Source organism: Myxococcus sp. XM-1-1-1, from assembly GCF_020037095.1.
Lineage (GTDB): Bacteria > Myxococcota > Myxococcia > Myxococcales > Myxococcaceae > Myxococcus > Myxococcus fulvus.
The window spans coordinates 504,196-530,805 of record NZ_JAIQDH010000001.1 but is presented as its reverse complement, the minus strand read 5'-3'; the positions used below and the strand labels follow the sequence as shown (position 1 = coordinate 530,805).

The window sequence follows — 26,610 nt, the reverse complement described above, 5'->3', positions numbered from 1 at the left end:
ACCAGCGCGACCTGTGGAGCCCTACTCGCGGCCCGACCTCACCTCGACGCCGCCAGTGCTCCGCCGCAACCAGCGCGACCCGTGGAGCCCTACTCGCGGCCTGTCTTCAGGTAGCGGATCACCAGCTTGCGCGCGGTGCGCGTGGCCGCCTCGAGCGACTGGCCGCGTCCCAGCTCCGTGGCCAGCGCCGACGCCAGCCGGCACCCCGTCCCGCGCTTCTCCGGGGAGCGCGCGAGCCGCTGGCCCTTCACCTCGAGCACGCCATCAGGCGTGGCCAGCACGTCCGCCAGCGCCCCCGTGTCGGGCAGATGCCCGCCCTTCACCAGCACTCCGCCGAAACCATGCGAGAGCAGCTCCGTCGCCGCCGCGCGCGCACCCGCCACGTCCTCTGGCACGGGCCGCCCCAGAAGCCACCCCGCCTCATCGAGGTTCGGCGTGAGCACCACCCGCGGCCCCGCGAGCGCCAGGTAGCGCCGCGCGGACAGGCGCGACAGTCGCTGCCCCCGTGACGTGAAGACCACCGGGTCCACCACCCACCACGCCTTCGCGCTCTTCAGTGCGCGGCTCGCGGCCTCCAGCTGCGGCAGCCCCGGCACCATCCCCCACTTCACCGCGTGCACCTCCCCCAGCTCGCGCGCGGCGGTGAGCTGCGCGGTCACCACGCGCGGAGGAGACGCCGTCCAGGAGAACGTCCGCCGCCCCTGCGCCGTCTGCGCCAGCGGCACCGCGACGGGCTGCCCACCCAGCGCGCGCACCGCGGCCACGTCCGCCAGCAGCCCCGCCCGCCCCGTCGGCTCCAGCCCCGCGAGCAGCACCACCCTCGGGCTCATCGCCGATGCTCACGCGCCTTCTGCACGAAGGTCTTGTACAGCCCCACGTGCACGGGAATCGTCGTGGACATGTACTCGGGGTGCCACTGCACGCCCACGGCGAACGCGTGGGTGGTGGACTCGATGGCCTCCACCACGCCGTCCGGCGCCATCGCGCAGATGCTCACGTCCTTGCCCGCCGTGCGCACCGCCTGATGGTGCGTGGAGTTCACCATCAGCTGGCCATGGCCCACGGCCTCCGCCAACAGCGAGCCGCTGCGCACGTCCACCGGGTGCTGCGGCTGGGTGCGGTCGTGCTTCTGCTCATGCTCGCGCGCGCCCTGCACCTCGCGGCCGATGTCCTGGAACAACGTGCCGCCCAGCACCACGTTGAGCAGCTGCATGCCGCCGCAGATGCCCAGCACGGGCATGTTCCGCTTGAGCGCCCCACGCATCAGCGCGGCCTCGAACGCGGTGCGCCCCTCCTTGAGCGCGCCCAGTCCCTCGCGCGCCGTCTCGCCGTACGCCTCGGGCGGGATGTCGAACGCGCCGCCGGTGACGAGCAGCCCCGACACCCGGTCCAGATACGCCTCCACACACGTGGGGTCGTCCGCGTACGGCAACACGAAGGGAAGCCCTCCGGCGCGCAGCACCGCCTCCGCGTAGGGCACCTTCAGCTCGTACCTCGCGAAGGGCTGGTCCTCGGGCTGGCTCCAGTCCGGGGTGATGCCGATGTTGGGCCGCCGGGGCGGCTGACCATGGTGTCGCGGATGATTGTTCATGGGGGAGTCCGTCGGACGAACCTACCCCCCCACACGGCCTCGTTCAAACGCGCCCGCGAGCAGCCGCACCCGCTCGGCGATGTCCTGGGCGAGCAGCGCGTCCGACACCACCGCCGCGCCATGCGCGCCCGTCGCCGCCACGCTCGCCACGTTGGCGAGCCCCACGCCGCCAATCCCCACCACCGGCAACGCGCTGCCCTTCACCACGCGCGAAAGCCCCTCCAACCCCAGCACCGGCGCCGGCACTGCCTTCGTCGTCGTGCCGAAGACCGGCCCCACGCCCACGTAGTCCGCGCCCGCCTCCAGCGCCTCCCGCGCGCCGCGCTCATCCCGCACCGTGACGCCCACCAGCCGGCCGGGCCCCAACAGCGCCCGCGCATCCCGGGCTGGCAGGTCCTCATCCCCCACGTGCACCCCGTGCGCGTCCGACAACAGCGCCAGGTCCACCCGGTCATTGAGCAGGCACACCGCGCCCGCGCTCCGGCACAGCGACACCACCGTCCGCGCCACCTCCAGCGCCTCGCGGACGGGCGTGCGCTTCATCCGCAGCTGCACCACCCGCGCGCCGCCCGCCAGCAGGCGCTCCGCCTTGGCCACCAGCGGAATGCCCGGCAACACGGTGTCGTCGCACAACAGATAGAGGCCGGGGGGAAGCAGCGGACGGGGCGGGACGTTCATCGGCACTGGGAAGACGGGACGGCGGCGTTGACAGGCGGCCCCTCTGCTATAAGGTGGCGCGCTGTTTTCCAAGCAATTCTGAGGATTTGAAACATGGCGGACACGGTGGACCCCAAGCACCTCGATAAGCGCACCGCGGAGCGGTACCTGCGCTCGGGCCAGTTGGACGAGAAGGCGCACAAGCGCTACCTCGAGAGCCTGCCTGATGTGGCGGACAAGTCCGTCCCGGTGGAGACCTTCATGCTCGACGACGTGGAGGACGACTACGACGACGAGGACGAGACGGACGACGTGGACGAGTCCGATGAGGCCGACGAGGCGGACGACGAGGCCCCCGTCACCAACAATGACGAGGCCGACCTGGCCGCCGTCGCCTCCTCCGAAGACGAGCCGAACAATCCATGAGCCCCGCGGACGAGAAGCGCGGCGAGACCTTCGTCATGCGGGGGGAAGCGCGCTCCGCGTCCGAGGAGCCCATCGGCTTCACCACGTTCATCATGGGGCTGGGCACCGCGGTGCTCATCTACCTGGGTGATGCGCCGAACCCCGAAACGGGCCAGACGACGAAGGACCTGCCGCTGGCCCGGCAGAACCTGGACCTGTTGTCGATGCTGCGGCTGAAGACGCGGGGCAACCTGACGGCCGAAGAGGAGAAGCTCTTCGACGGGTTGCTCGCCGACTTGCGACTGCGCTTCGTGGAGGCAAGCAAGCGGTGACGGTGTCTGCTCCCCGCTCGGGCTCGCTGCCCGGGCACATCCGCTTCGCGGCGCTGGTGGCCTGCATCCTCGCCGCGTTGACGGGCTGGGCATCCCTGAACGAGGCCACGGAGCTGGCGCACTTCTACGAGGTGCGCTCCCAGCACCTGGAGAAGGGCCCGCCGCTCCTCCTCGGCAATGACCCGGCCGTGCTCCAGCACCTGCTGGAGACGCAGTACCAGGCGCTCGAGCCCATGCGTGAGCCGCGTGCCGCGCTGATGGGCGTGCTCGCCGTGGCGTGTGCCTTCGTCTTCGTGTCCGCCCTGCGCATGCTCCGCCCCGGAGACCTGCCCCGGGGCGCCATGGGCCGGATGCTCGGCCGCGCCGCCGTCACGGTGGCGGTGCTGCGCACCATCGACGGCGCCCAGTGGGCCGTGGTGGCTCGACGCGTGGGCGTCACCCTGGCCCAGACGCTCGCCCAGCGCCCCGAGTATCAGGACCCCTCCGCCGCCGAGGCCGTCACCACCGTGGCTCCCTGGCTCGCCCTGGGCATGACTGTGGCGGGCACCACGCTCATCGCGGGGACCTTCGCCGTGATTGGCCAGTTCTTCCGCAGCGAGTCCGTGCGCCAGGCGCTCGTCACCCAGGACGGCGCCGTCGACGGCTAGCCGTCCTTCAGTGGGCGTGGGGCGCCACGGAGCCCGGTAGCAGGGACTCCAGCACCGCCTCCACGTCCGCGGTGGAGTCCTCCAGCCCCAGCACCTGCCCCGTCACGGGCAGCTTCAGGAGCGCCTGCCGCGACAGCCCGAAGACGTGCGCCAGGTGCCCCATGGGCCAGCGTGACTGCATGTGCAGGAAGGCGGCCTCGTCCAAATCCTCCGGACGGCCCTCCGGCAGGTCCACGTTGTCGTAGACCACCCGCTCGCCGCCCACGCGCCGACCGTTGCCGTAGGCGATGACCTCCTCGCCCTCGTCCGGGTCGTACACGTACGCGTGCACGGTGGTGTTGGCCGCGCGGGACAGCAGCCGGGGCAGCGCATGGTGCGCCGCGTACCAGTGGGCGCCGGGCCGGCCCTGGGTGAAGGGCGCCACGTAGGCCAGCCGGACCACCTTGCGGCGACGGTTGACCGACACCTGCAGCCCGGTGGCGCCCGACGCGCCGTCCAGCTGCAGCGCCTCGCGGGCCTGCCGGAGCAACTCCAGCCCGCCGAAGCTTTCGAGTCGAATGAGATAGCCGCCGTGCGCTTCCAGGTTCAGCCCCCCGCGGGTGCGCGCCGCCTATAACCGAGCCACGTCCCTCGTGGCAACCCAGGCACCTCGAAAAGCCAGCCGCTACCAGGAGTCCAAAGTATTCCGCTTCCGGCGCAGCCCCGGGCACGACTCGTGACGCACCGCACCAACTTGCCAAGGCCTCCGCGACTCTTACGTTGAGTGTATGCGACTCGATAAGTTCACGGTGAAGGCCCAGGAAGCCATCCAAGAGGGCCAGACGCTGGCCCGCCGCGCCGACAATCCCCAGTACGAGCCGGAGCACCTGGCCGCCGCGCTGTTGGGTCAGAAGGACGGCCTCGTCGACCCGCTGCTTCGCAAGATTGGCGCGGACGTGAAGCTGTTCGCGTCCCGTCTGGGCGAGGCGCTCGGCAAGCTGCCGCGGATGCAGGGCGGTGAGAGCGCGATGCTCGGCCAGCGCCTGCTGAAGACCTTCGACAAGGCCGACGACGAGGCCAAGGCGCTCAAGGACGAGTTCATCTCCTCCGAGCACCTGCTGCTGGCGCTCACGCAGGACAAGGGCACCGTCGGCGAAATCATGAAGGCCTCGGGCGTCACGCGCGAGCGCGTGCTGTCGAGCCTCAAGGAGGTCCGGGGCTCCGGCCGCGTGACGAGCCAGGACGCGGAGTCCACGTATCAGGCGCTGGAGAAGTACGGGCGCGACCTGACGGAGGCCGCGCGCGCGGGCAAGTTGGATCCGGTCATCGGCCGCGACGAGGAGATCCGCCGCTGTGTCCAGGTGCTCAGCCGGCGCAGCAAGAACAACCCGGTGCTCATCGGCGAGCCGGGCGTGGGCAAGACGGCCATCGCGGAGGGCCTGGCGCGGCGCATCGTCGACGGCGACGTGCCGGAGGGCCTGAAGAACAAGCAGCTCATCACGCTGGACCTGGGTGCCATGGTGGCGGGCGCCAAGTACCGCGGTGAGTTCGAGGAGCGGCTCAAGGCGGTGCTCAAGGAGGTCTCCGACTCCGCGGGCCAGGTCATCCTCTTCATCGACGAAATCCACACGATTGTCGGCGCGGGCAAGGCCGAGGGCGCGATGGACGCGGGCAACATGCTCAAGCCGGCGCTGTCGCGCGGCGAGCTGCACTGCATCGGCGCGACGACGCTGGACGAGTACCGCAAGCACATCGAGAAGGACGCCGCGCTGGAGCGCCGCTTCCAGCCCGTGTACGTGGGCGAGCCCAGCGTGCACGACACCATCAGCATCCTGCGTGGCCTCAAGGAGCGCTACGAGGTGCACCACGGCGTGCGCATCCAGGACAGCGCGCTGGTGGCCGCCGCCACGCTCAGCCACCGCTACATCGCGGACCGCTTCCTGCCGGACAAGGCCATCGACCTGGTCGACGAGGCCGGCAGCCGCCTGCGCATCGAAATCGACTCCATGCCCACCGAGCTGGACGACATGCGCCGGAAGATGACGCAGCTCCAGATTGAGAAGGAGGGCCTGCGCAAGGAGACGGACCTGCACTCGCAGGAGCGTCTGGCCACCATCGAGCGGGAGCTGGCCAACCTGCGCGAGCGCTTCGACGGGCTCAAGGCGCACTGGGACGCGGAGAAGGGCGCCATCGCCGGCATCCGGACGCTGAAGGAGAAGCTGGAGAAGGTGAAGAACGACCAGCTCGCGGCCGAGCGCCAGGGTGATTTGAACCGCGCCGCGGAGCTGAAGTTCGGCGTGCTGCCGTCCCTGGAGAAGGAGCTCCAGACGCAGAACACCAAGCTCATGGAGCTGCAGAAGAACCACAAGTTCCTCAAGGAGGAGGTGGACTCGGAGGACATCGCGTCCGTGGTGGCCAAGTGGACGGGCATCCCCGTCTCCCGGCTGATGGAGGGCGAGGTCCAGAAGCTGGTCCACATGGAGGAGCGGCTGGCGAACCGGGTGATTGGCCAGAGGAGCCCGATCGAGGCCGTGTCCAACGCCGTGCGCCGGGCGCGCAGCGGGTTGCAGGACCCCAACCGGCCCATCGGCTCGTTCATCTTCCTGGGCCCCACGGGCGTGGGCAAGACGGAGACGGCCAAGGCGCTGGCGGAGTTCCTCTTCGACGATGACTCGGCCATGGTCCGCATCGACATGTCCGAGTACATGGAGAAGCACGCGGTGGCGCGGCTCGTCGGCGCGCCCCCGGGCTACGTCGGTTACGAGGAGGGCGGACAGCTCACGGAGGCGGTGCGCCGCCGGCCGTACACCGTGGTGCTCTTCGACGAGATCGAGAAGGCGCACCCGGATGTCTTCAACATCCTGCTCCAGATTCTCGACGAGGGCCGGCTGACGGACAGCCAGGGCCGCACGGTGGACTTCAAGAACGCGGTGCTCATCATGACGTCCAACCTGGGCTCCGCGGACATCCAGGCGGGCATGGCGGGCAAGGACGAGCTGGACGAGAAGACGCGCGACGAGGTGCTGGACGCGCTGCGCGCGCACTTCCGTCCGGAGTTCCTCAACCGCGTGGACGAAATCGTCATCTTCGAGCCGCTGCGCAAGAAGGACATCTACCGCATCGTCGACCTGCAGCTGGCGAAGCTGGGCAAGCTGCTGGCGGACAAGCGCCTCACGCTGGAGCTGACGGACGCGGCCCGGGAGCTGCTCGCGGAGCGCGGGTACGACCCGACGTACGGCGCCCGTCCGCTCAAGCGCGCCGTGCAGAAGAACCTGCTGGACCCGCTCGCCATCAAGGTCCTCAACGGCGACTTCGCGCCGGGCGACACCATCCAGGCCGACGCGGGCCCCAACGGGCTCACCTTCGCCAAGGTGCTGGTGGACGCGTCGAAGAACGTGAAGCGCACGGCGTAGACACGGCCGCGGGAGCACTCGGAGCCCCCTGCCCCGTCCTTCGTGGATGGGCGGGGGGCTTCTTCATGGATGGGCTCAATCGGAGTCGGAGGTCTCCGTCATCTCGGAGTCCTCCGACTCCTCGGCCTCGGACTCGTCGCCGACGCCCCAGTGCGCCTCCATGGCGGCCACCATCGCGTCGACGTTCGCGTAGAGCCTTCCGAAGGCCACCGGATAGGCCAACCGGACGGAGCGGGCGTGCTGCTCGAAGAGCATGGCGCGCAGCTCGTCCAGGTTCTCGTTCGTCTGGTCGGGGTCGAGCCCCAGGGCGGCGTACTCGCCCTCGTCGTTCTCTCCGTCCTCGTTCGTATGCAGGTTCTGGACGGTATCGAAGTCGAAGAGGCTGAACAGCGCGTCCCGGAGTTCGTCGTTGGTGACGCCACCACCATCGGCCGCGTTACCCGCTCGGGCGACGGCGGCGTCGTTCGCGACATTGCCCGCGCCGCCTCCGAAGTTGGCTTGAGACAGGGGGAGCTTGCTGCGGACGACCAGCCACTGCTGGACATACGCCTGGAGCGAGAATCCCTGGGCCATCGTCCCTGGAGCCGCGTTGTTGGCGGCATCGCGATGGGCGGCCAGCAGGTCGATCTCCTCCCGGAGGGCTTCCTGCCTGTCGTCCGTGAGGCTGTCGACCAGGTCCCAGCCCGGTAGCTGGTGCAGGTGGTTGTCCAGGGTGTTCATGTTGTTGATGGCGGTGGCAGGCGTCCGGCCGAGCAGGGCGCGGTCGAGGGTGTCGAGGTACGTCTGCCACGGCGTGGTGTGGTGGCGCTCCGTGGGCCACAACGAGCCGGCGCGCCCGCCCACGTTCACCTGGTTGATGCGCCCCGCGGCACTCGCGCCAAGCTGCACCGCGACCCGCTGGATGGGGAGGCTCGCCCCGGCCCCGGTGCTCGGAGCCGCCTTGAGCTGCGCGGTCGCGACGTCATGCGTGGACTCCGCCGGGAGCCTCGCGGCCCGCGCGGACATGGCGTCGGCCTCGTGCTCCAGGCCAGAGTCATCGTTGAGCGCGGCGCCCTGCAACTCGGCCGTGGGCCGCACGCGTCCCTGCTTCTGCTGCACGACGTGCCACGCCTCGTGGGCCAGGTGCTTCTCCTGGCCCGGCGCCACGTGGATGTCCGAGCCCTGCGTGTAGGCCAGGGCCTGGAGCTGCGCGGGCGCGGAGGAGTTGTAGTGCACGCGCACGTCGTCCAGCGACATGCCGGACAGGGACTCGACGCCGGACTTCAGCGAGTCCGGAAGGCCCGTGTCGTTGCGCGGCGAGGCACGGCGCTGGAGCGTCTGCGCCTGCTTCGCCTGCGCCACCACCCTCGGGGAGGAGTCCAGCGCCTGCTGGAGCGCGCCCAGCGACTTCGTGCGCGACGAGCCCCCCTCCATGGCGCCACCTCCCGCCGAGGACGCGGAGGTGGACTCGCGCGAGGACTGTGACGGCTCGACGAACACGCCCATTCGATGCCTCCGGGGGAGACTCGGAATGTACCGTGCCCGTCTCCAGTGCCGACAGGATGCGCCGGGTGTCGCGCCATGAGGGCCGCGTCACGCCGGCGCACGTCCTCCACCCGCATGGGACGTCCTGGGTTCCCTCGCGAGCTCAGGACGGAGACGGCGGGGTCTGCGACGCATCGGGGCTGTCCGCGCGAATCTTGCGCGAGTTCTCGACGAGCTCGCGCCAGGACGCCTCGTACTCCCCCCGCAGCCTCGCCCACTCGCCGCCCCGGGCCTTCATCAATCGCCGCAGCGACTCACCCGTGCTGGACAACGACGAGCGCAGGAAGCGCAGCTCCTCCTTCGTGAGCAGCGAGTCCTCCGCGCGGGAGCGGGAGATGTCCGCCTCGTACCCGTCGAACTGGGCCCCCAACTGCCGCAGCTCCGCCTCGCGCTTGCGCTCGTAGGCCGCGCGGCGCTGGCCCGCCTGCTCCTCCGCGTCGTCGAGCGACTTGCGGGTGTCGTCGCAGGCGCGCAGCAGCTCCTGCTTGCCCCGCTCGAAGTCCTCGGTGCCGCGCTGGCGCAGCTCCTCCAGCTTGCGATGGAACGCCTCGCGGCGCTGCTTCACGCCCCTCAGCTCCTTTACCTCGTCCTGTGCCTGACGGATGTCGGCCTGTGCCTCGACCTCCGCGATTCGCGCGTCGATGCGCTGCTTCTCGGCGTCCATCTTCTGCAGGTAAGCCTCGCGCTCGTTCATGGCCTGGATGCCTCCTCCGGTGGGACGCCGCGACCTGGCGCCCTCGCGGGGATATGGATGAGGACGGGACAGGGCATTGCACACAGGCAGAGGCACGAGGGCCGGGCGTGCCGCGCGGAGTGCTTGACCCCAGGCCCGCTCCGGGCGATGAGCCGGGCGCATGAAGCCCTGGGAGACACTCGAGAGCGCCAATGTCCCGGACGTGGGGGAGCTCACCCTGGTCCGCCGAGGGGACGAGCTCGTCCTGCGCGTGCGCGGACAGACGCTGATGTCCAGCCGCATGCACGGCTCCGAGGAGGCGCTCGCGAAGGCCGGCTGCGAGGAGCTGGCGAGCCGGGGCACCGGACGGGTGCTCGTCGGTGGACTCGGCTTCGGCTACACCGTGCGCGCCGTGCTGGACGCCGTGGGCCCGGGGGTCCAGGTCACCGTGGCGGAGCTGCTCTCCACCGTCGTCGCCTGGAACCGTGGGCCCCACCTGTCGCCCCTCGCCCGCGCGCCGCTGGAGGACAAGCGCGTCTCCGTGGTCGAGGCCGACGTCAGCCGCGTCATGGCCCGCAACCCGCAGACGTTCGACACCATCCTGCTCGACGTGGACAACGGGCCCACCGCGCTCACCCACCCCGACAACCAGGGCCTCTACGGCTTGCCTGGTCTGTCCAACGCGGCGCGCGCCCTGCGCTCCGGGGGCACGCTCGGCGTCTGGAGCGCGGGCCCCGCCCCTGGCTTCGAGCGGCGCCTGGAGAAGTGCGGCTTCACCGTGGAGGTCCTCCACCCCCACGCCCACGGCACCAAGGGCCCCCGCCACGTGCTCTTCATCGCCCGCCTGGGCAAGGGCCGCCGCTGAGCCCCGGCGTCGAAGGGCTCGACAGAATATGACGACCGGTATATTCATCCGGTCGTGAGCAAGGGAGAGGACACTCGTCGGCGGATGATTGCCGCCGCGGCGGAGATGCTGGAGCGCTCGGGGTACGCCGGCGCGGGCATCAACGAGCTGCTCGAGGCCGGCAAGGCGCCTCGGGGCTCGCTCTACTTCCACTTCCCGGGGGGCAAGGAGCAGCTCGCCATCGAAGCCCTCCAGGCCTCGTCCGCGGAGGTGACGCGGCTGCTCGGTGAGCACCTCGCCTCATCCAAGGGCCTCGTCACCGGGCTGCGTCGCGCGCTCGCGCAGCTGGCGGACCGCGCGGAGGCCTCCGGCTTCGAGAAGGGCTGCCCCGTGTCCGCCGTGGTGCTGTCCTCCGGCGCCACGCCGGAGCCGGTCCGCGCCGCCGCCGCCCAGGCGCTCCAGTCCTGGCAGCAGCTGCTCACCGAGCGGCTCCGGACCGAGGGACTCACGGCCGCCGAGTCGCGCCGTCGCGCCGCCCTGGTGCTCTGCTCCATCGAGGGCGCGCTGCTGCTCATGCGCGCCCACCGCAGCCGGGCTCCCATCGAGGAGCTCTCCAAGGAACTGGAGCGCCTGCTCTCACTCGACTGAGCACGGCCCACGCCGTGCGCGGATGGGCCGCGTCGGCGCGACTCCAGAATATGTAGACTGGTCTAGATACAGAGGTCGTCATCATGAAGGATTCGTCACCGGACTCGCTCGTCATCGGCGCCACGGGATTGCTGGGGCGCTGGCTCGTGCCGGAGCTGACGAGGCGCGGGCGACACGTCGCCGTGCTCGCTCGCAACGCCCAGGGACGCAGCCAGCCCTACCGGGACTGGGTGGCGGCGCTCGGAGGCGCACCCGAGCGGCTCGTGTTCCTCGAAGGAGACCTGGACGCGCCGGGCCTGGGGCTCACGCCAGCGGACACCCAAGCCCTCCAGGGCGTGCGGGACGTGTTCCAGCTGGGCGCGCGCTTCGCCTGGCACCTGTCGCCCGAGGAGGCCCAGCGCACCAACGTGGAGGGGACCCGCGCCGTGGTGGAGCTGGCCTCGAAGCTGCCCGCGCTGCGCCGGCTCGTGCTCGTGGGGGGCTATCGCATCGGACCGCGGCTCGACGCCTCGGGGCGAATCGTCCCCGCCCCCCCGCTGAGCTTCGAGGACTCCGGCGCCTATGAGGCCTCCAAGGCGCTGTCCCACCAGGTGGCGGTGAAGACCGCCGGGAGCTTGGGCGTCCCCATCACCACCGTGCACCCTTCCTCCGTCATCGGAGACAGTCGCACCGGCGCGACGGTGCAGAGCCTGGGGCTCGGCGACACCGTGGCCCACGTCCACGCCGGGAAGATGCCCGTCCTCCTGGGCTCGAAGGACACCTTCGTCCCCGTGGTCGCGGTGGACACGGTGGCGCGCTTCATGGCGGGCGTGGTGGAGGTTCCGGAGGCCGCGGGGCAGGAGTACACGCTGATGGACCCGGGCTCGCCCACGTTCCACGAGCTGATTCGCTGGACCGCGCGACGCTCGGGCCGACGCGCGCCTCGCCTGTCACTGCCCGTGTCGTGGGTGCGCTGGCTGCCCGAGCGGCTGCTGGGCGCGGCCACCGAGTCACTCGACTTTCTCGACACCGCCCGCTACCCCGTGGAGCCCGCACTCGCGATGGCCCGGCGGATGGGCGTGGAGCTGCCGCCGGTGGAGACGGTGCTGGAGCGCTGGTTCGACTTCCTGCGCGGCACGGGCTTCGCGCCGGACGTGGAGCGGGCGCGACTCGCGTCGGTGCGTCCGGGATGACCCGGCGACCAAGGGGCGTGGACGCCGGGGCCTCGCGCGATGTGCTGTAGTAGCCCGGCCCTCGAAACGGACCGGAGACCTCCTGGTGAACCGACCTTCCCTGCTGGCCGTGCTCGTCGTCCTGCTGACCGCGTCCGCCGCACGTGCGCAGCCGTCCCCCGTGCTGGGGGGACTCGACGGCCTCTATCCGGACCTGGACGCGCTGTACCGCGACCTGCACCAGCACCCCGAGCTGTCCTTCCAGGAGGAGAAGACCGCCGCGAAGCTGGCCGAGCGCCTGCGCAAGCTGGGCTTCGACGTCACCACGGGCGTCGGCGGCACGGGCGTGGTGGCGCTCTTGCGCAACGGCCCCGGGCCCACGGTCATGCTGCGCACGGACCTGGACGCGCTGCCCATGGAGGAGAAGACGGGCCTGCCCTACGCCAGCAAGGTGCAGGTGAAGGGCGGCGACGGGCAGACGGTGCCGGTGATGCATGCCTGCGGGCATGACGTGCACATGACGGTGTGGATGGGCACGGCGACGCTGCTTTCGCGCAAGAAGGACCAGTGGAAGGGCACGCTGATGATGGTGGGCCAGCCCGCGGAGGAGATTGGGGCCGGCGCGCGCAAGATGCTCGCGGATGGACTCTTCAAGCGCTTCCCCAAACCCGACTTCGCGGTGGCGCTGCACAACACCACCGCGGCGCCCGCGGGCCGCGTGGAGTACGTGTCCGGCTACGCCATGGCCCACGTGGACTCGGTGGACATCACGCTCTTCGGCAAGGGCGGACACGGCGCGTACCCGCACACGACGGTGGACCCCATCCTGATGGCCGCGCGCACGGTGCTCGCGCTCCAGACGCTGGTCAGCCGGGAGAAGCACCCGCTGGAGCCCGCGGTGGTGACGGTGGGCTCCATCCACGGCGGCACCAAGCACAACATCATCCCGGACGACGTGCGCCTGCAGCTCACCGTGCGCTCCTACAAGCCCGAGGTCCGCAAGGCGCTCCTGGCGGGCATCGAGCGCATCGCCAAGGCGGAGGCCCTGGCCTCCGGCGCCACGCGGCCGCCCAGGGTCGACGTCACCGAGGGCACGCCCGCCACCTACAACGACCCGGCCCTCACCCGCCGCCTCACCGAGGCCGTGGTGCGCGTGCTCGGCGAGAAGAACGTCGGAGAGGCCCAGCCCGTCATGGGCGGCGAGGACTTCTCCGAGTACGGCCGCGCCGGAGTCCCCGCCGCGCTCCTGTGGCTGGGCGCGGTGGAGCCGCAGCGCTTCCTCCAGGCCCGCTCAGGGGGTGAGCCGCTCCCGTCCCTGCACTCCTCCGGCTTCATCCCGGACCGCGAGCGCACGCTGCGCACGGGTGTCACCGCGCTGACGACGTCCGCGCTGGAGCTGCTGGGCAAGCCCTGAGCCCTTGAAACCACGGCCACGACGAGGGCCTTCGATGACCCTCGCCGCGGCCCGTGGGAGCGAGGTCGCCCCCCAAGGCGGCCTCGCTCCAGTTCTCCTTCGCACGCTACCGGCAGGCCCCCAGCCGGACGGAGAGGCAGCCGTCGTTCCCGCAGCGTGTGAAGCGCGCGCAGCGCTGGGCCTCGAACTCGCCGAAGGCCCGGACGGTGGTGGTGCGCCGGCCCTCCGCCGCCGTCTCCACGCAGACCTCGATGTCCTGGATGGGGAGGTTGGGCGTGTCGGTGAGCACCTCCATCATCGGGTCGAACAGCGCGCTGGCGGTGGCACACTCCATCGCCTTCTGCGCCGACGTCGCGCGCACCTCCACGACGCGCACCGCGCAGAACTGCTTGCTCTGGATGCCCAGGGAGAACACCGTCCCGCCCGCGTCACACGCGGTGGCGGCAATCGACTGGCACGTCCCGCCCACGCAGTTGCTGCTGGCGTTGCAGACCTGGCTGCCCGACGAGTTGCAGCACGCCTCGCCGACGTCGCCGCAGTTGCGGCAGGTCTCCCCGCCCGACTCCATCACGCACATCAGCGAGCCGCCGCAGTACGTGGCGGAGGCGGCGACACAGCAATCCTGCCCCTCGCCGCCGCACGGCACGCACGTGCCGCTGTTGCAGGCCAGGCCCGTGTCACAGCTCGCGGAGTCCGTCCGGCACGCGCAGCCGTTGGTTCCATACTGACTGGGGTCGCATCCGGAGTTGCCGCCCTGGCAGCTTCCGCAGCCCGCCATGACGACCATGCACAGCATCAGGAGCCCCCTCAGGGGCGAGTTCAGGTTCACGATGGGGTTCCTCGTTGCTTGGAAGGACATGGGGTGCACCGGCTCCGCGCCGCTCACGGACTGAGCACCAGGTGCACGGACTTGCCGTCGCCATTCACGGCGCGGACCAGCACCTCGAGGTTGTCGGAGATGGACAACGCCTCCACGACGCGCAGGCCCGCCTTCTCCAGCTCCTCGGGCGCGAGCTCGGAGAGCGGGTAGCTCTTCTCCCCGTCCGGCGGGGTGATGAACGCGCGCTGGGACTTGTCCTCCGCCGTGGCCGTCCCCACCACCCAGTTGCTGGTGTTGAGCCCCCCCGCCCTCGCGGACAGCGCGCCCTCGGGCAGGGGCAGCAGCTCGCCGCCCTTCTCGCGGGTCCACCGGAAGGGCTGGCTGTGCTTGCCGGAGACGCGCGCGGTGCCCAGCACCGTGCCCACGTCGTTGAGCGCGGCGATGTCCGCCTCCAGCTCAAGGAGGATGTGACGCTCCTTGCCCGCGATGAGCGCCGCGCGAGGGCCGCTCTGCGTCTGCACCACGGCCGCCGACTCACCCAGCGCGTTGAAGAACAGGCGCCCCGAGCCGAGCCCCGTCAGCGCCTCGCGCTTCGCGGGACCGACCTCGTCGACGACGTAGACGACGTCCTTGTCATCAGGCCAGCGCACCAGCGGCGTGCCGTGCGCGTTGCCCACCAGGGCCTCGTAACCGTCGACCCACAGCTGCGCGCCCGCCTTCACCTCGTTCGCCTTCATCCGGAACGCGGACAGGCCCTTGTACGAGTACGCGGTGCCGAACAGGTCTCCGCTCGCGCTGACGGCCTTCACGTCGACGCGGTCCACGCCGAGCGCCTCGCGCAGCGACTGCACGGTGGACCTGCTCGTGATGAGGCTGTCCGATTCGTCGTTCGCCAGACGGCCGATGACCGCGCCCTCGTTGGTGATGAGGCGGGCAATCGCCACCTCCGGGAGCTGACGCCACCGGTTGAAGTCGAACACCTGGGTGACGCACCGGTTGAGGGCGACCCGCTGCGACTGGAGCATGCCGCCCGAGGAGCCCTGGATGACGGTGGGCCCGCCCCAATGTGGGGGCAGCCGGATGGCGAAGCGCGCGGTGCGCTGGGCCTCGGGCACGCGCACGTTGAGGACCCCGACGCTCGCGTCCACACTGAAGAGCTCCACCAGCGTTCCGCCCGCGGGCGCGGGGCTGCTCAGGACGACCTCACCCGACAGCTCCGTGGCACTCGAGGAGGGGCAGCGGTTGGTGGACGTCAGCACCCGGAGCGCCGCCAGGCGCGGACGCGGCACGCCCGCGTAGGCGACGAACTGACGCACCTGCACCGGCTCCGTCCAGTAGAACTTGAAGACGATGTCCGTGTAGCCGTCCACCCAGACCTGGCTGCCCCCCGTCAGCACCAGCTCGACGTTGTGGGGACACGAGGCGCTCTCGCAGTAGGGGTCATCCGCGCCGCGCACCTGGCGGGCGAAGGCCTTGAGCGTGCCGCGCACGCGCGTGACGCTGTTGGCGTCGCCCAGGTAGTACGGCGAGGGCAGCGTGTCGTCGAAGGTCCAGGTGATGACGTTGCCGCTGCGCGAGCCCCACAGGTTCAGCACCAGGTCGGAGTTCACGCCGAAGGTGCGCGCCGGGACGTGCAGGTTCAGGGTGCCCGCCGACTTGGGCAAGAGCCAGTAGCCCGTGGCGTAGTCGTTGCCGCGCACGTGGATGCGCGCGGCGTTGAGGCGGACATTCGTGCCGCGCCACACGTCGTCCACGATGTCCGCGTGGGCGACTGGCGCCAGGATGAGGCCGAGCAGGACCACCAGGCCCAGCCCGTTGAGGATGCGTGTCATGAGGTTCTCGGAGGTGTTGTGGGAGTGAAGTGAAGGCCGCGTCGGGACTCAGCCCCCCAGCTCGGCGGAGGACTGGGCCATCAGCGACATGATGCGGGCGCGCGTGGAGGAGTGCTGGCCCGGGCGCAGCGCGAGCGCCTGGAGCATCTGGAGGACCGGCGCGCCGCCGCCCTCGATGCGGTGGGTGATGAGGTTGAGCAGCGTGGCCTCCACCCCGGAGACCATCCCCCCCGAGACGACCCAGGCGCGCAGCCGCTCCAGGTCCGCCCCGTCCAGCCTGCGTGCGTCCAGCGCGTCCAGCAGCGCCGCCTGCACCAACCGCTCCGGCTCCTGGACCAGCGAGTCGAGCAGCATGCGTGTGGCCACCTCCTGCGGCACGCCGCGCAGGGACTCGGCCGCCGCGGCGCGCACCTCGGTGGAGTCGTCGCGCAGGTAGGGCTGCGCCGCATCCAACACGGCCTCCTGCCGCGTGTTGCCCAGCGCGCGCAGCGCGTGCATGCGGTCCTGCGGGTCCTTCGCGTCGCGCAGCGAGTCCTGGAGCGGGCGCAGGTAGGTCGCCACGTTGGGGTCCCCGGAGGGGAGCTTCGACACCACGCCGCCCAGCGCGTACTCGGACGCGCGCCGGGTGGCCACGTCGTTGCCCGCGCGGGCCCGCTCCCGCAGCGTGGTCAGCATCCGGGCCGTCTCCGGCTCGGGCGCCTCGAGGAAGCCCGCGCGCTGCAGCATCAGCCCGTAGGACGTCTCGTGCTCGCGCGCCACGGGGGCCTGGAGCAGCTCGCGCATCAGCGCCTGGGCCTCTCCATGCCCCGTGCCCGCGAGCACGTCCATGGTGAGCTCACGCAGTCCCGGATTCACGCCCGGACGCAGGAAGGACGCCGCGAGCTCCCGCGTCCTGCCGGGCTCCAGCTTGAGCGCGGCGATGGCCCGGCGCACGAAGCGGTCCAGCTCCGGGATGGACTCCGGGCGCGTGGCGGCGGCGAGCACGCGGAGGACCTCGTCCACCGTCATGCCGTCCGCCTGGCTGCGCAGGAGCGCCGTCTCCTTGTCTCCCTCGAAGACGATCTGCTCGGGCTTGCGGATGAGGGACTTGTCCTCGTTCGTCGCCAGCAGCGGCGCCATGCTCCGCGCGGAGAACGTCACGCGAAGGCGCATCCGGCGCGACATCAGCGGGGCGCCATCCGTCCGCGTCGCGTCCAGCGACTCGTCGTGGGACACCCCGGCCATCCGGCCATCCGGCGCGCGCTCGAAGCGGGTGAGCGAGCGCAGCTCCTGCTGGAACGGCCGGTCCTTCCCCGCGGCGTTCAGCGTCACGTAGCGCGTGCGCCGCCGCGTCAGGACGGAGTCCCCGTCGAACTGGAAGCGGGCCTGGACCTCGCCCGTCTGGTTGGACTCGACGACGTCCCACTCGGCCGCGTCGCGCAGGGTGGTGGGGAACAGCTCCGCGGCGAGCGTCTGCGCCAGCTGGCGGAACATGGCGGGCTCCGACTCCGAGAAGCGCACCGCCAGGAGCGCGCCCTTCGCGTCCAGCTCCACCCAGGCCGACGCGGACTCGGGCAGCTGCGCCGCCACGGAGGCCGCGTCGGGAAAGAGCTGCTGCCCCGAGAGCACCGCGTCGTGCCGCTCCAGGGACTTCAGGGACAGCCGCACCCTCGTGCCGTCCGGGCGGACCTCGAGCGCGCGCAGGGCGAGCGAGCCCTCCAGGTGCAGCGTGCCCTCCACCGCGCCGGACGACGTCGCGCCCCCCGGGACGGGCATCGGGAGCTCCACGCGCTGCAGGTCATCCCAGGCGAACCGATAGATGCGCTCCTCTCCCGGCGCCCACTGGAACAGGGGCAGGCGGGAGTCGCTCACGACGACCGGGGCGGCCTCGCCCGCGACGACGGTGGGGCGCGTGAAGTACCAGGCGGACACTGAGCCGGTGAGCAGCAGGGTGGACAGCACGGCCGTACGGACGGCGAGCCTCGGGCGACGCATGAAGGACCTCGAAAGGAAGGGACTGGGGCGGGACGCCATGGCGATGGAAGGCCATGGCGCCCCAGGAGGACCGCCCCGACACGTGAGCGCCGGAGCGGCCCCGCCGTGTGACTAGAAGATGCGCGCCAGCGGCACCGTCTTGGTCTCGGTGTAGATGTTGTGCTTCAAGCCGAAGCCGCTCCACGAGAACACGGGGAACTCGGCCTTCAGGTCGAACAGCTGCAGGAAGAGCGAGATGCGCCCGTCGAGGAAGCGCGTCTCGATGTCCAGCTTCGAGGTGAGGCGCAGGAACAGCGTGTTCGGGTCCGTCGGGTGCGAGGGCGAGCTCAGGTAGATGCCGATGTCCGTCTCCAGCGGGAGGTTGGCGCGGGTGAGCACCACCGTGCCGCGGACGGCGACCTGGACCTTCGGCAGGCCGATGCCCACCGACGCGAAGCCATTGACGGAGAGGTACGGCGTGAGGATGCCGAACAGGTCCACGCCCAGCAGGTCCGCCGCGCAGTCACGGGTGATGGCGCCGCCGATGTCGAACTTGACGCCCGTCTCCGCGGACACGCCCGCCGTCAGCGTGACGGGGATGTACCAGACCATGAAGGTGTAGGACGTCTGGGCCTCGTCGAACGCGTACACGGGCTTGGTCTGCGCGAAGGTGACGCGCAGCGGATAGGTCTGGTCGTGGGTGTAGACGGACTGCCCCAGGAAGCGGGCCCCCACGGTGAGCCGGATGCCGTTGCCCTCGGTGCCCGCGGAGCCGTCGATGTGGATGACCTCCATGCGGGTGGGGCTGAAGAGGTTCGCGTAGGCGTTGAACTCGCCGTAGATGCGCGCGTTGTACTCGCACCACGGGCCCGTCAGGCCGAAGCCATTCGCCTGCATCCGCGCGCTCGAAGCGCCCGGCGCCGTGACCTCCCAGCCGCCGTTGTAGTCGTAGCCGGCGCCCATGAAGCTGTCGCCCGCGTAGCCACTGTCACCGGCCTCGCCGCCATGGCGCACCAGGCCCGTGGACGGGTTGGTGGGCGCCTGCTGCGCCTGGATGTACTGGCCGTAGGCGAGCACGTACTGGGCCAGCATCGTCGTGTTGAGGGTGTAGTCCTTCTCCTTCAGGGTGGAGATCTTGAGCAGGTGCGCGTTGCGCACGAAGCTCGTCTCGCTGAAGTCGTTGCCCGTCAGGAACAAGCACGCCTGCAGGTCCGCGGCGCGGCGCGGCCCCATGGCGGCGTCCAGCTCCAGCTTGTAGCGGCGCGGGCTCCAGTCGCAGGACGTCACGTACTTCGAGTCGAGGCAGCCCTGCCCCTCGGCCTGGACCAGGCGCTCCTCGATGACCTTGTCGAGCGCGTAGAGCCGCTCGGCGGTGGTGGCGTTCAGCTCCTTCGTGTCGCGGTCCTTCTTCAGGAAGAGCGCGTACGCCTTCTGCCAGTCGGCGTAGATGCCCGCGCGCTGGGCGAGCAGCGCGATGAAGCCCTCCTGCTCCTCCTGGCGCACGGTGAGCTCGTCATCCGGGATGTGCGCGAGCTGCTCGGCCATCTCCTGGTGCCACGAGTCCGAGGCCACCGCCCACTGCCGGGCCTCCGGGTTGTTGGCGAGCCGCGCGGCGTCGGTGGTGAACTCGTAGGGCTTGACGCCCTTCGGGTAGGGGCCGGGCGTGAAGGCGAAGTACGCGTTCTTCGCCACCCGCGTCTCGCCCCAGATGGACGCCAGCTTCTTGCCGTCGCGGCTGTACAGCGTGCGGTGGGCGATGCCGTCGCCCCCGTAGGCCGACTGGAACAGCGCGCGGTAGTCGTCGCCGTGCACGCCCGAGCGCCGCTCGAAGCGGCTGTAGTCGTAGTACTTCTCGTCCACGTACTCCTGGCAGGACGTCACCTGCGTCCCGTTCTTGTCCCAGGCCTGCAGCTGCCCCAGGTACGCAAGCTCCGCCTTCGTCAGCTTCTCCAGCTTCTTGCGGTAGAGAATCTGCCCCTTGAGCACCTGGCCCGACAGGCCCTGGTCCATGCCGCTCACGCGCGTGGTGCCCAGCGACACGGGCTGGGTGGCCACCGTCGCCGTCCCGCTGCCGAACTCCTCCGGCAACAGCACCGTGCGCTTGGGCGCGTTGTCCCAGCGCGCCCTCCACTCCGTCTCGATGATCTGCTGGCAATATCCGTCGTGGGCCTCGCCGCACTTGCTCGAGCGGTAGTCGACGTCCACGCACTGCTGCAGCGACGGCGTCGGGCAGTCCTCCGCGAGGCTCACGGGCGCCGACAACAGCGTCATCGACACTCCGGCCCAACGCAGCGGGCTCCCCAACAGACCCACTTTCTTCCCCTGGTTCATATGAAGCTTCGTCCTTGGTGAGGGCCGGCTTCGGGCACGGCCCGCCGGACCCCAGAGCACGTGCTGTGCCGCGGCGCGTGTCACTCGGGGGCGCGTGACGACGCGACCACCCCGCGAGGACCCGGAGACAACACGGCGAACCAGGACGTTGCCTGCGAGGCAACACGCACCAGGACGACGACGTGGGGAGCGTCAGTGCCCCACGCCTTCGCACAACCAGCCACGCGCGAAGGCCCAGTCCCGGCGCACGGTGGCGGGCGCCACGCCCAGCACCGCGGCGGTCTCCTGGATGCCCAGGCCCGCGAAGTAACGAAGCTCCACGAGGCGGGCCAGCCGGGGCTTGAACGACTCCAGCTCCACCAGCACCCGCTCCAACCCCAGCACGTCGATGTCGACGCCCACGGGGGACTCCGTCACCTCGTCGTGCAGGTACAACGGCTCACGCAGCGCGTCCCGACGGTGGGCGTTGCGCACCCGCACCGCCTCCACCAACGCCCGACGCATCGCCTGGGCCCCCACCCCCAGCACATGGCGACGTCGCTCCATGTCCGCGGACTCCCCCGCCCACCGCCCGCAGATGTCGCGCAGCAGCAGCATGGGACGCAGCGTGGCCCGCGAGGCCTCTCCGCTCATGGCCGCGTGCGTCATCTCGCGGAGCTCCTGGTACGCCACCCCCTGAAGGGCATCCCGGGCCTCTCCTCCTTCGTTGCGAGCGCCTTCCAGCAGCGATGTCTTCCCCGACATGCCCATGGTGTCCTCCTGGGTCTCACATCCCATCGAGTCGCTTCGCCACGCCTGCCTAGCCTGTCGAACGAAATCCCCCGCAAATCTTGAGAACAAAGAATTGTTTTCGTAAATACCGACAATTCCCTGCCCGCCGGGATGGCCAAGCTGCTCTCATGGTCGTCCTGGCGCAACGCAGGATCACCAACTTCGCTGGCTATTCGCTCTTATCCACATTTCCAAAGACGACTGGCGCACGTGCCAGCGAGGAAGCGTTCGGGGCCCCGCGCATGGGGGGTGGGCACGCCTCGGCTTCCCACGACGCCCTGGAGGGTGGGCGGCCCCGAGGTCCTGGGTCGACCTGGAGGCGGGCTACGCGGTGGGTAGCCAGAGCACGAAGCGGGCGCCGCCCTCGGGGGCCAGGGTGTAGCGCAGCTCCCCGCGCATGCTCCGGGCCAGCTGGCGGCACAGGGCGAGCCCCAGGCCCACGCCGGGCGCGGACCGGGCCGCGGCCTGAACGGACTTGGAGAAGGGCTCGAAGAGCCTGCGGGCCGTGGCGGGGTCCACGCCCGGGCCGTGGTCCCTCACCACCAGCCCCACCCGGCGGCCCCGCCGCTCCAGCTCCAGGTGCAGGCGTGGGTCGGTGGCGCCGGCGGCGTACTTGGACGCGTTGTCGACGAGGTTGAAGAGGACCTGCTCCACCGCCGACGGGTCCGTCAGCACGGTGACGTCCGGGGGCACGTCCACGCTCAGCACCAGCCCGGACTGGAGCGCGCGCTCGGCGAGCCGGGGCTCCAGCCGCGACACGAGCGCGTCCACCGCCACCGGCTCCAACCGGGCCGGCGCGCGCCCACGCTCGATGCGGGCATAGGCGAGCACGTTCTCCACCAGGTGGCTGAGCCGCTCCGCCTCGCGGTGGAGGATGTCGAAGTACTCCTGTCGCCGCGCGGCGTCCGGGACCATGCCCGCCGACAGCATCTCCGTGTACATGCGGAACGTCGTCAGCGGCGTGCGCAGCTCGTGCGTCACCGCCGACACGAAGGCGCCCCGACGCTCGCTCAGCGCCATCACGCCCACCAGCAGCGCCACCACCGCCACGCCCGCGAGCGCCACGCCGCTCCAGGCCACCATGAGCACGAGCGGCAGGGACGAGAGGGCGCCCGAGGAGCCCTCCTCGCCCGAAGTGGAGCCCGGTACCAGCCGCACCGGCAGGGCCGCCAGGAGCCTCCCCTCCCCTGTCGCCGTGACGTCGCCCCGTGCGGGCTCCAGGGTCGCGCCCGGGAGCAGGTCCTCCACGCGGCCCTGGAGCCAGCGGCTCAACCCGGGCCAGTCCAGCCAGCAGCCCTGGAGGACCTCCTGGCCATCGACCCGGACGAGCCGGCCCAGCAGGAGCGCGTCGCCCACCCAGAGCGCCCGCATCTCCGCGCGGGGGGAGGCGCGGGCCGCCGATGGCTCCTGGGCCTGGTAGGTCACGACATTCTGACTGGCGGCCTGGCGCGCGCTGCGCGAGCGGGCGTCGTACTCGCTGGCGTTCTTGAGCTCCTGGAACGAGGACGACAGCTTGCTCTGGACGCGTGACAACGGGCTGCCGGTCGAGGCGGGTGCATCCCGCGCCGCGAGCGCCTCGCGCAGCCGGAGGCCGCCGAGCTGACGCGACACGTGCTCCAGGCGCGCCCTCAGGACCTCCTCCCCCACGCGGGGCGGGGCCACTCCGAGCGAGGCGCGCAGCGACGCCTCGATGACCTGCGGAGAGGTGACGTTCCCGGCGGTGTCCACCTGGAAGTGGAGCAGGACATGTTCCGGCGGACCCGCGAGCAAAGGAGACGCCATCCACGCCTGCCCCTCGGGGAGCGGGGCGTTGCGCGCGTCCAGCACACCGGGCACGGGGGCCACGGCCGCATACGCCTCCGCGGGCACCGCGCTCTCCCGGGCCACCAGCGGCAACAGCTCCGAGTCCAGCCGCCACAGCGCCAGGCGCACGTTCTCCTCGCGCGCCGCGCTCAGGCGGGCCTGACGGTCCGCGCGGTCCAGGCGCAGGGCGAAGACGGACAGCCACACCACGCCGGCCAGCGCCAGCGCCAGGCAGGCGCTCACCGCGAGCCAGACTCGCCAGGAGCGAATCATCGGGCTCCACCCATTTGGGAGAACATGGAGCCCTTGCCGCATGCCGCACGGGCGATTACCGCGAGCCAGGAGCGAATCATCGAGTGCCGCCCGACGGGGAGCCCATGGAGCCCTTGCCGCGCACCGTACAGGCGCTCACCACGCTCCAGACACGCCAGGAGCGAATCATCGGGCGCCGCCCGGCTGGGAGAACATGTACCCCTTGCCGCGCACCGTGAGGATGACGCGGGGCTCGGCGGAGTCATCGCGCAGCTTCTCGCGCAGCCGCGCCATCGTCATGTCCACCGTGCGCGTCTGCAGTCCGCGCGCGGGCAGGTGCCACACGCGCTCGAGCAGTTCCTCGCGGGAGATGGCTCGCCCCGGGTTCTCCCCCAGGTAGCGCAGCGCGTCCGCCTCTCGCTCCGACAGGTCCATCCGCGTGCCGTCATCGAAGCTCAGCTCGCGGCGCTCCACCACGAAGTGCCCGCCAGGGAAGTCCACGCGGGAGGCCCCCACGGGACGCTCGGCCGAGCGTCGGAGCACCGCACCCACCCGGGCCAACAGCTCCCGCACCGAGAAGGGCTTCACCACGTAGTCGTCCGCCCCCAGCTTCAGGCCCTTCACCCGGTCCTCCTCCTGGCCCCGGGCGGTGAGGATGATGACGGGCAGCGTGGGCCGGCTCTTGCGCACCGCCGCCAGCAGGTCCAACCCGTCACCATCAGGGAGCACCAGGTCCAGCAGCACCAGGTCCACCGGCGTGCGCTCGGCCACGCGCTGGCCCTCTTCCTTCACGCCCGCTTCGAGGACCTCGTAGCCCTCGAAGCGAAGCGCATCCACGATTCCGCGCCGGATGGCGGGGTCATCCTCGACGACGAGCACTCGGCGCGCGGCCATGACGCATCCTACTCCAGGGTGAAGCTTCGCTTGCTCGCCTCGCGCTGCACCACCTGGCCGATGACGCCGTCCAGCGTGTCATCCCCCTTCGTCGCCTGATTCTTGCGCGCCTCCGCCAGGAACTGCTGGCGCTCCTTGCCGAGCTGCTGGATGCGCTGCTGGAGCGCCTCACGCTCCTTCTCCCGGGCCGCGAGCCACGCCTTGCGCCCCGCCGCGTCCAGGTTGCGCATGGGCTCGGGCAGCTCCTCCGCCGCGACGGAGCCCAGGTCCACCTTGTTCTTCTTCACCGCGTCCACCAGGTCCCAGCTCTCGTTGGAATAGTTCCCGGAGCTCTTCGCCATCGCACGCGAAGCCATGTTCGACAGCGACACGCCGCGCGAGAGCTTGTCCTGCGTGGCCTGTCGCTGCTGGCTCTCCTTCGCCTCGGCGCCGCCGTAGACCACGTAGGTGTTGTTCAGCTCGGTGCCCAGCCGGGCGATCTCATCGTCCTGCGGAGCGGCGAGCTCGACGACCCGCTGGTTCTGGTCGATGTTCATGTAGCTGCCGTCGGCGCGCGTGGCCGCATCCTTCCAGTGGTCCGCGATGCCCTGCTCGTAGTCACCGCAGTGGATGGTGTTCACGGTGATGCCCTTCTTGCGCGCGGCGGCCACGGCCTCCCGGTAGTCGACCGGCCCCTGGATGAAGGTCTCGTTGCCGGCGATGAAGATGAGCCGCATCGAGTCCTCCTTCGGGCTCCACTCCAGTTTCCGGGTGGCCTCCTGGATGACCTCGCCACCGTGCTCCGAGCCGCCGGAGGTGCGCAGGGCGAACAGCCGCTCGGAGAGCGCATCCAGGTCCGAGGTGAACGGCGTCACCTGGCGGATCTCGCTCGAGCTCGCGCCGGGGGTGGTGTCGCCGTACGTGTAGAGGGCCAGCTCCAACCGGGGCGCCACGCCGCCACGCTTCGCCTTGGCGAAGCGATTCACGATGTTCCACAGCTGGGTGCGCGCCTGGTCCAGGAGCCCGTCCATGCTGCCGCTCGTGTCGAGCAGGAGCGCGATCTGGATGACCGGCGCCGCCTTCGGGTCCACGAACTGGGGCGAGGGAGGCGCCACGGGAGCCGCGGGCACCACCGCGACGGGAGCAGGTGGAGCGACCGGAGGCGTCGCGACAACGGGGGCGGGAGCATTGTCCGTGGACGGCTTGCCCAACAGGAGCGCGGAGACCGCGAGCGCCGCGGCCGAGCCGAGGATGATGGGGAGCTTGAGGGCCGGTTTCATCGTGTGTCCTTTCGTACGGCGGTGCCCTGGTGAGCACGCTTGGGACAGTAACGAGTGAGCCCTGGTGAAAGGTGTAACCGCCCTGTAACCGCGTGCCGCGCTACCCCTCGTCCCAGAGGAAACCCAGCTCCAGTTCGACGGCCTCGAATGGCTCCGCGCGCACCTTGGCCAGCCCCTCATGCTGGGCGACTTTCTGGTACCCCGCGCCCTCCAGTCGCCAGACCTCCAGGGTCCGGACCTTCGGATCGATGAGCCACAGGTGCTTCACGCCTTCACGACCATAGATGGGCTGCTTGGCGAAGCGGTCCAGCCGCGAGGTCGACGGGGAGAGCACCTCGCAGACCCAGTCCGGAACGACGGTGCAGCCGACCCCGCTGGGAATCCCCGGCATCCGCTCGCGCCGCCATCCAGCGAGGTCCGGGACGAGGACGTTTCCGCCGGAGAGATGGAGCTCCGGCTCGAACAAGATGAACCAGCCACCGGGGCCGCCTCTCCCCTTGTCATAGGGACCGCTCAGTTCACCGTTCAGACGCGATGACACCAACGAATGCCGAAGCGCCGGCCTGGGACTGGCATGCAGCACGCCGTCGATGAGCTCCCCGATGACCGTCTCGGGGAGCGCCTCCAGGTCCGCATAGGTGGCCGGTTTCTTCTCCACGGTGCCCTCACTCCGATAAACCCCGACGCCCCACCCCGATTCCATGGTCATGCCCACGAAGTAGCGCGGGGGTCTGACGTCCTGGGTTGTCCCTGCTTGAACATCCCTCCAAGGTTGCATCGCCTGGAACGCGAGCGCAAGCCTCGCCCCGGGCCAGCCTCCCGCGCGCACAGCCCTGCATCCAGCGTTCCCTCGAGGCTCAGGCGCTGCGCAGCATCAAGCGCTCCACGACGGAGCGGACCTCACGCAGGCGGGACGGGTCCGTCACCGCGACGAAGATGGTGTCGTCACCGGCCACCGTGCCGGCGAGCCCCGGCACCTCCGGCTCACGGTCCAACGCCAGCGCCAGCACCGGCGCGTAGCCGGGGCTCGTCTTCACCACGAGCAGGTTCGGCGGCGCCTCGACGATGCTCACGCGCGGCCGCTCCGGCGTCGCCACCGGCTCCGTCAGCGACGCGCGCTGATAGCGCCCGCCCACCTTCTGCACGCCCAGCTTCTTGAGCCGCCGCGACAGCGTGGACTGGCTCGGCGCCTGCCCCTCCGCCTCCAACAGCTCCTGCAAGACGGCCTGATCGCTGATCTCCCGCTCCGAGATGAGCCGAAGGATTTCGTCGTCCAGGTTCATTCCTTCCACCATGCATGCACGTGAATTTCCATGCAAGGAACCCGCATGAAAGATTGCGGGAACAATACTCTTGCGCGCCGCGTCCTTCTGCATAATATCCGCGCCCCATTCGCGGAAATGCACGCATGAAGGTG

24 protein-coding genes are annotated in these 26,610 nt (G+C 70.7%); 8 read left to right on the top strand and 16 right to left on the bottom strand.

All coding sequences use genetic code 11. The annotated features are described in order from the left end of the window. Nucleotides 1-89: 89 nt before the first annotated feature. From K8640_RS02155 to thiE, 3 genes are read right to left on the bottom strand one after another with little or no spacing between them, the layout of a single operon-like run. The gene (locus tag K8640_RS02155; protein WP_141325147.1) at nt 90-830 is read right to left on the bottom strand and encodes a bifunctional hydroxymethylpyrimidine kinase/phosphomethylpyrimidine kinase; all 741 of its coding nucleotides are present in this window, start codon (nt 828-830) and stop codon (nt 90-92) included. After that, nucleotides 827-1,591, bottom strand: a complete 765-nt coding sequence (locus K8640_RS02150) for a gamma-glutamyl-gamma-aminobutyrate hydrolase family protein (RefSeq protein WP_223745552.1) — start codon at nt 1,589-1,591, stop codon at nt 827-829. The genes K8640_RS02155 and K8640_RS02150 overlap by 4 nt, the downstream gene beginning before the upstream one ends. Before the next feature lie 21 nt (nt 1,592-1,612). Then, a complete protein-coding gene (gene thiE, locus K8640_RS02145; protein WP_141325146.1) occupies nt 1,613-2,269 on the bottom strand; it encodes a thiamine phosphate synthase in 657 nt (218 codons plus the stop codon). Nucleotides 2,270-2,362: 93 nt separating this feature from the next. Here thiE and K8640_RS02140 point away from each other — a divergent pair, with 93 nt between their 5' ends. The 3 genes from K8640_RS02140 to K8640_RS02130 are packed head-to-tail and all read left to right on the top strand — an operon-like array spanning nt 2,363 to nt 3,632. Beyond that, nucleotides 2,363-2,674 carry an RNA polymerase subunit sigma gene (locus K8640_RS02140; RefSeq protein ID WP_223745551.1) on the top strand — a complete coding sequence of 104 codons (312 nt, stop codon included), beginning with the start codon at nt 2,363-2,365 and terminating at the stop codon, nt 2,672-2,674. Then, nucleotides 2,671-2,985 carry a DUF1844 domain-containing protein gene (locus tag K8640_RS02135; RefSeq protein ID WP_223745550.1) on the top strand — a complete coding sequence of 105 codons (315 nt, stop codon included), beginning with the start codon at nt 2,671-2,673 and terminating at the stop codon, nt 2,983-2,985. The genes K8640_RS02140 and K8640_RS02135 overlap by 4 nt, the downstream gene beginning before the upstream one ends. Continuing rightward, the gene (locus tag K8640_RS02130) at nt 2,982-3,632 is read left to right on the top strand and encodes a hypothetical protein (protein WP_223745549.1); all 651 of its coding nucleotides are present in this window, start codon (nt 2,982-2,984) and stop codon (nt 3,630-3,632) included. Before K8640_RS02135 ends, K8640_RS02130 begins: the two co-directional genes overlap by 4 nt. Nucleotides 3,633-3,639: 7 nt before the next feature. Here the strand turns inward: K8640_RS02130 and K8640_RS02125 are convergent, their stop codons facing one another. Continuing rightward, nucleotides 3,640-4,161, bottom strand: a complete 522-nt coding sequence (locus tag K8640_RS02125) for a hypothetical protein (RefSeq protein ID WP_141325143.1) — start codon at nt 4,159-4,161, stop codon at nt 3,640-3,642. A gap of 238 nt (nt 4,162-4,399) precedes the next feature. Here K8640_RS02125 and clpB point away from each other — a divergent pair, with 238 nt between their 5' ends. Further along, nucleotides 4,400-7,024: an ATP-dependent chaperone ClpB gene (gene clpB / locus K8640_RS02120; RefSeq protein ID WP_223745548.1), complete on the top strand. Its 2,625-nt coding sequence runs from the start codon at nt 4,400-4,402 to the stop codon at nt 7,022-7,024. A 75-nt stretch (nt 7,025-7,099) separates the two neighbouring features. Here the strand turns inward: clpB and K8640_RS02115 are convergent, their stop codons facing one another. Together K8640_RS02115 and K8640_RS02110 are read right to left on the bottom strand one after the other, a co-directional pair. Continuing rightward, nucleotides 7,100-8,509: a DUF4157 domain-containing protein gene (locus K8640_RS02115; protein ID WP_223745547.1), complete on the bottom strand. Its 1,410-nt coding sequence runs from the start codon at nt 8,507-8,509 to the stop codon at nt 7,100-7,102. A gap of 142 nt (nt 8,510-8,651) precedes the next feature. Beyond that, nucleotides 8,652-9,242, bottom strand: a complete 591-nt coding sequence (locus K8640_RS02110; RefSeq protein WP_223745546.1) for a hypothetical protein — start codon at nt 9,240-9,242, stop codon at nt 8,652-8,654. A 160-nt stretch (nt 9,243-9,402) separates the two neighbouring features. Here K8640_RS02110 and K8640_RS02105 point away from each other — a divergent pair, with 160 nt between their 5' ends. The 4 genes from K8640_RS02105 to K8640_RS02090 all read left to right on the top strand — a co-directional run bounded on the left by K8640_RS02105 (nt 9,403) and on the right by K8640_RS02090 (nt 13,278). Beyond that, on the top strand, nt 9,403-10,086 hold the full coding sequence (locus tag K8640_RS02105; RefSeq protein WP_223745545.1) for a spermidine synthase: 684 nt from the start codon (nt 9,403-9,405) through the stop codon (nt 10,084-10,086). An 84-nt stretch (nt 10,087-10,170) separates the two neighbouring features. Beyond that, entirely contained in the window at nt 10,171-10,713 is a 543-nt protein-coding gene (locus tag K8640_RS02100; RefSeq protein WP_223745544.1) for a TetR/AcrR family transcriptional regulator, read from the top strand. An 83-nt stretch (nt 10,714-10,796) separates the two neighbouring features. Continuing rightward, on the top strand, nt 10,797-11,885 hold the full coding sequence (locus K8640_RS02095) for an SDR family oxidoreductase (RefSeq protein ID WP_223745543.1): 1,089 nt from the start codon (nt 10,797-10,799) through the stop codon (nt 11,883-11,885). An 85-nt stretch (nt 11,886-11,970) separates the two neighbouring features. Continuing rightward, nucleotides 11,971-13,278 (top strand): amidohydrolase, encoded by a 1,308-nt coding sequence (locus K8640_RS02090; protein WP_370640300.1) that lies wholly within the window; start codon nt 11,971-11,973, stop codon nt 13,276-13,278. A 106-nt stretch (nt 13,279-13,384) separates the two neighbouring features. On the opposite strand, the gene K8640_RS02085 is transcribed toward K8640_RS02090, so the two are convergent. The 10 genes from K8640_RS02085 to K8640_RS02040 form a co-directional block, all read right to left on the bottom strand. Further along, entirely contained in the window at nt 13,385-14,107 is a 723-nt protein-coding gene (locus K8640_RS02085; RefSeq protein WP_223745542.1) for a hypothetical protein, read from the bottom strand. 53 nt (nt 14,108-14,160) lie between these two features. Continuing rightward, complete coding sequence (locus K8640_RS02080) at nt 14,161-15,930, bottom strand: hypothetical protein (protein ID WP_223745541.1); 1,770 nt, start codon at nt 15,928-15,930, stop codon at nt 14,161-14,163. 48 nt (nt 15,931-15,978) lie between these two features. Beyond that, complete coding sequence (locus K8640_RS02075) at nt 15,979-17,904, bottom strand: HEAT repeat domain-containing protein (RefSeq protein WP_223745540.1); 1,926 nt, start codon at nt 17,902-17,904, stop codon at nt 15,979-15,981. Between the two features lie 111 nt (nt 17,905-18,015). After that, nucleotides 18,016-20,154 carry a hypothetical protein gene (locus tag K8640_RS02070; RefSeq protein WP_223745539.1) on the bottom strand — a complete coding sequence of 713 codons (2,139 nt, stop codon included), beginning with the start codon at nt 20,152-20,154 and terminating at the stop codon, nt 18,016-18,018. 252 nt (nt 20,155-20,406) lie between these two features. Beyond that, complete coding sequence (locus tag K8640_RS02065) at nt 20,407-20,958, bottom strand: ECF-type sigma factor (protein WP_223745538.1); 552 nt, start codon at nt 20,956-20,958, stop codon at nt 20,407-20,409. Nucleotides 20,959-21,309: 351 nt separating this feature from the next. Next, the gene (locus tag K8640_RS02060; protein ID WP_223745537.1) at nt 21,310-23,061 is read right to left on the bottom strand and encodes a HAMP domain-containing sensor histidine kinase; all 1,752 of its coding nucleotides are present in this window, start codon (nt 23,059-23,061) and stop codon (nt 21,310-21,312) included. Between the two features lie 165 nt (nt 23,062-23,226). Continuing rightward, entirely contained in the window at nt 23,227-23,934 is a 708-nt protein-coding gene (locus K8640_RS02055) for a response regulator transcription factor (protein ID WP_223745536.1), read from the bottom strand. A gap of 8 nt (nt 23,935-23,942) precedes the next feature. Beyond that, on the bottom strand, nt 23,943-25,193 hold the full coding sequence (locus K8640_RS02050) for a VWA domain-containing protein (protein ID WP_223745535.1): 1,251 nt from the start codon (nt 25,191-25,193) through the stop codon (nt 23,943-23,945). Between the two features lie 100 nt (nt 25,194-25,293). Then, entirely contained in the window at nt 25,294-25,851 is a 558-nt protein-coding gene (locus K8640_RS02045; RefSeq protein WP_223745534.1) for a Uma2 family endonuclease, read from the bottom strand. Between the two features lie 199 nt (nt 25,852-26,050). Further along, on the bottom strand, nt 26,051-26,488 hold the full coding sequence (locus K8640_RS02040) for an arginine repressor (protein ID WP_082165339.1): 438 nt from the start codon (nt 26,486-26,488) through the stop codon (nt 26,051-26,053). Nucleotides 26,489-26,610 lie beyond the last annotated feature (122 nt).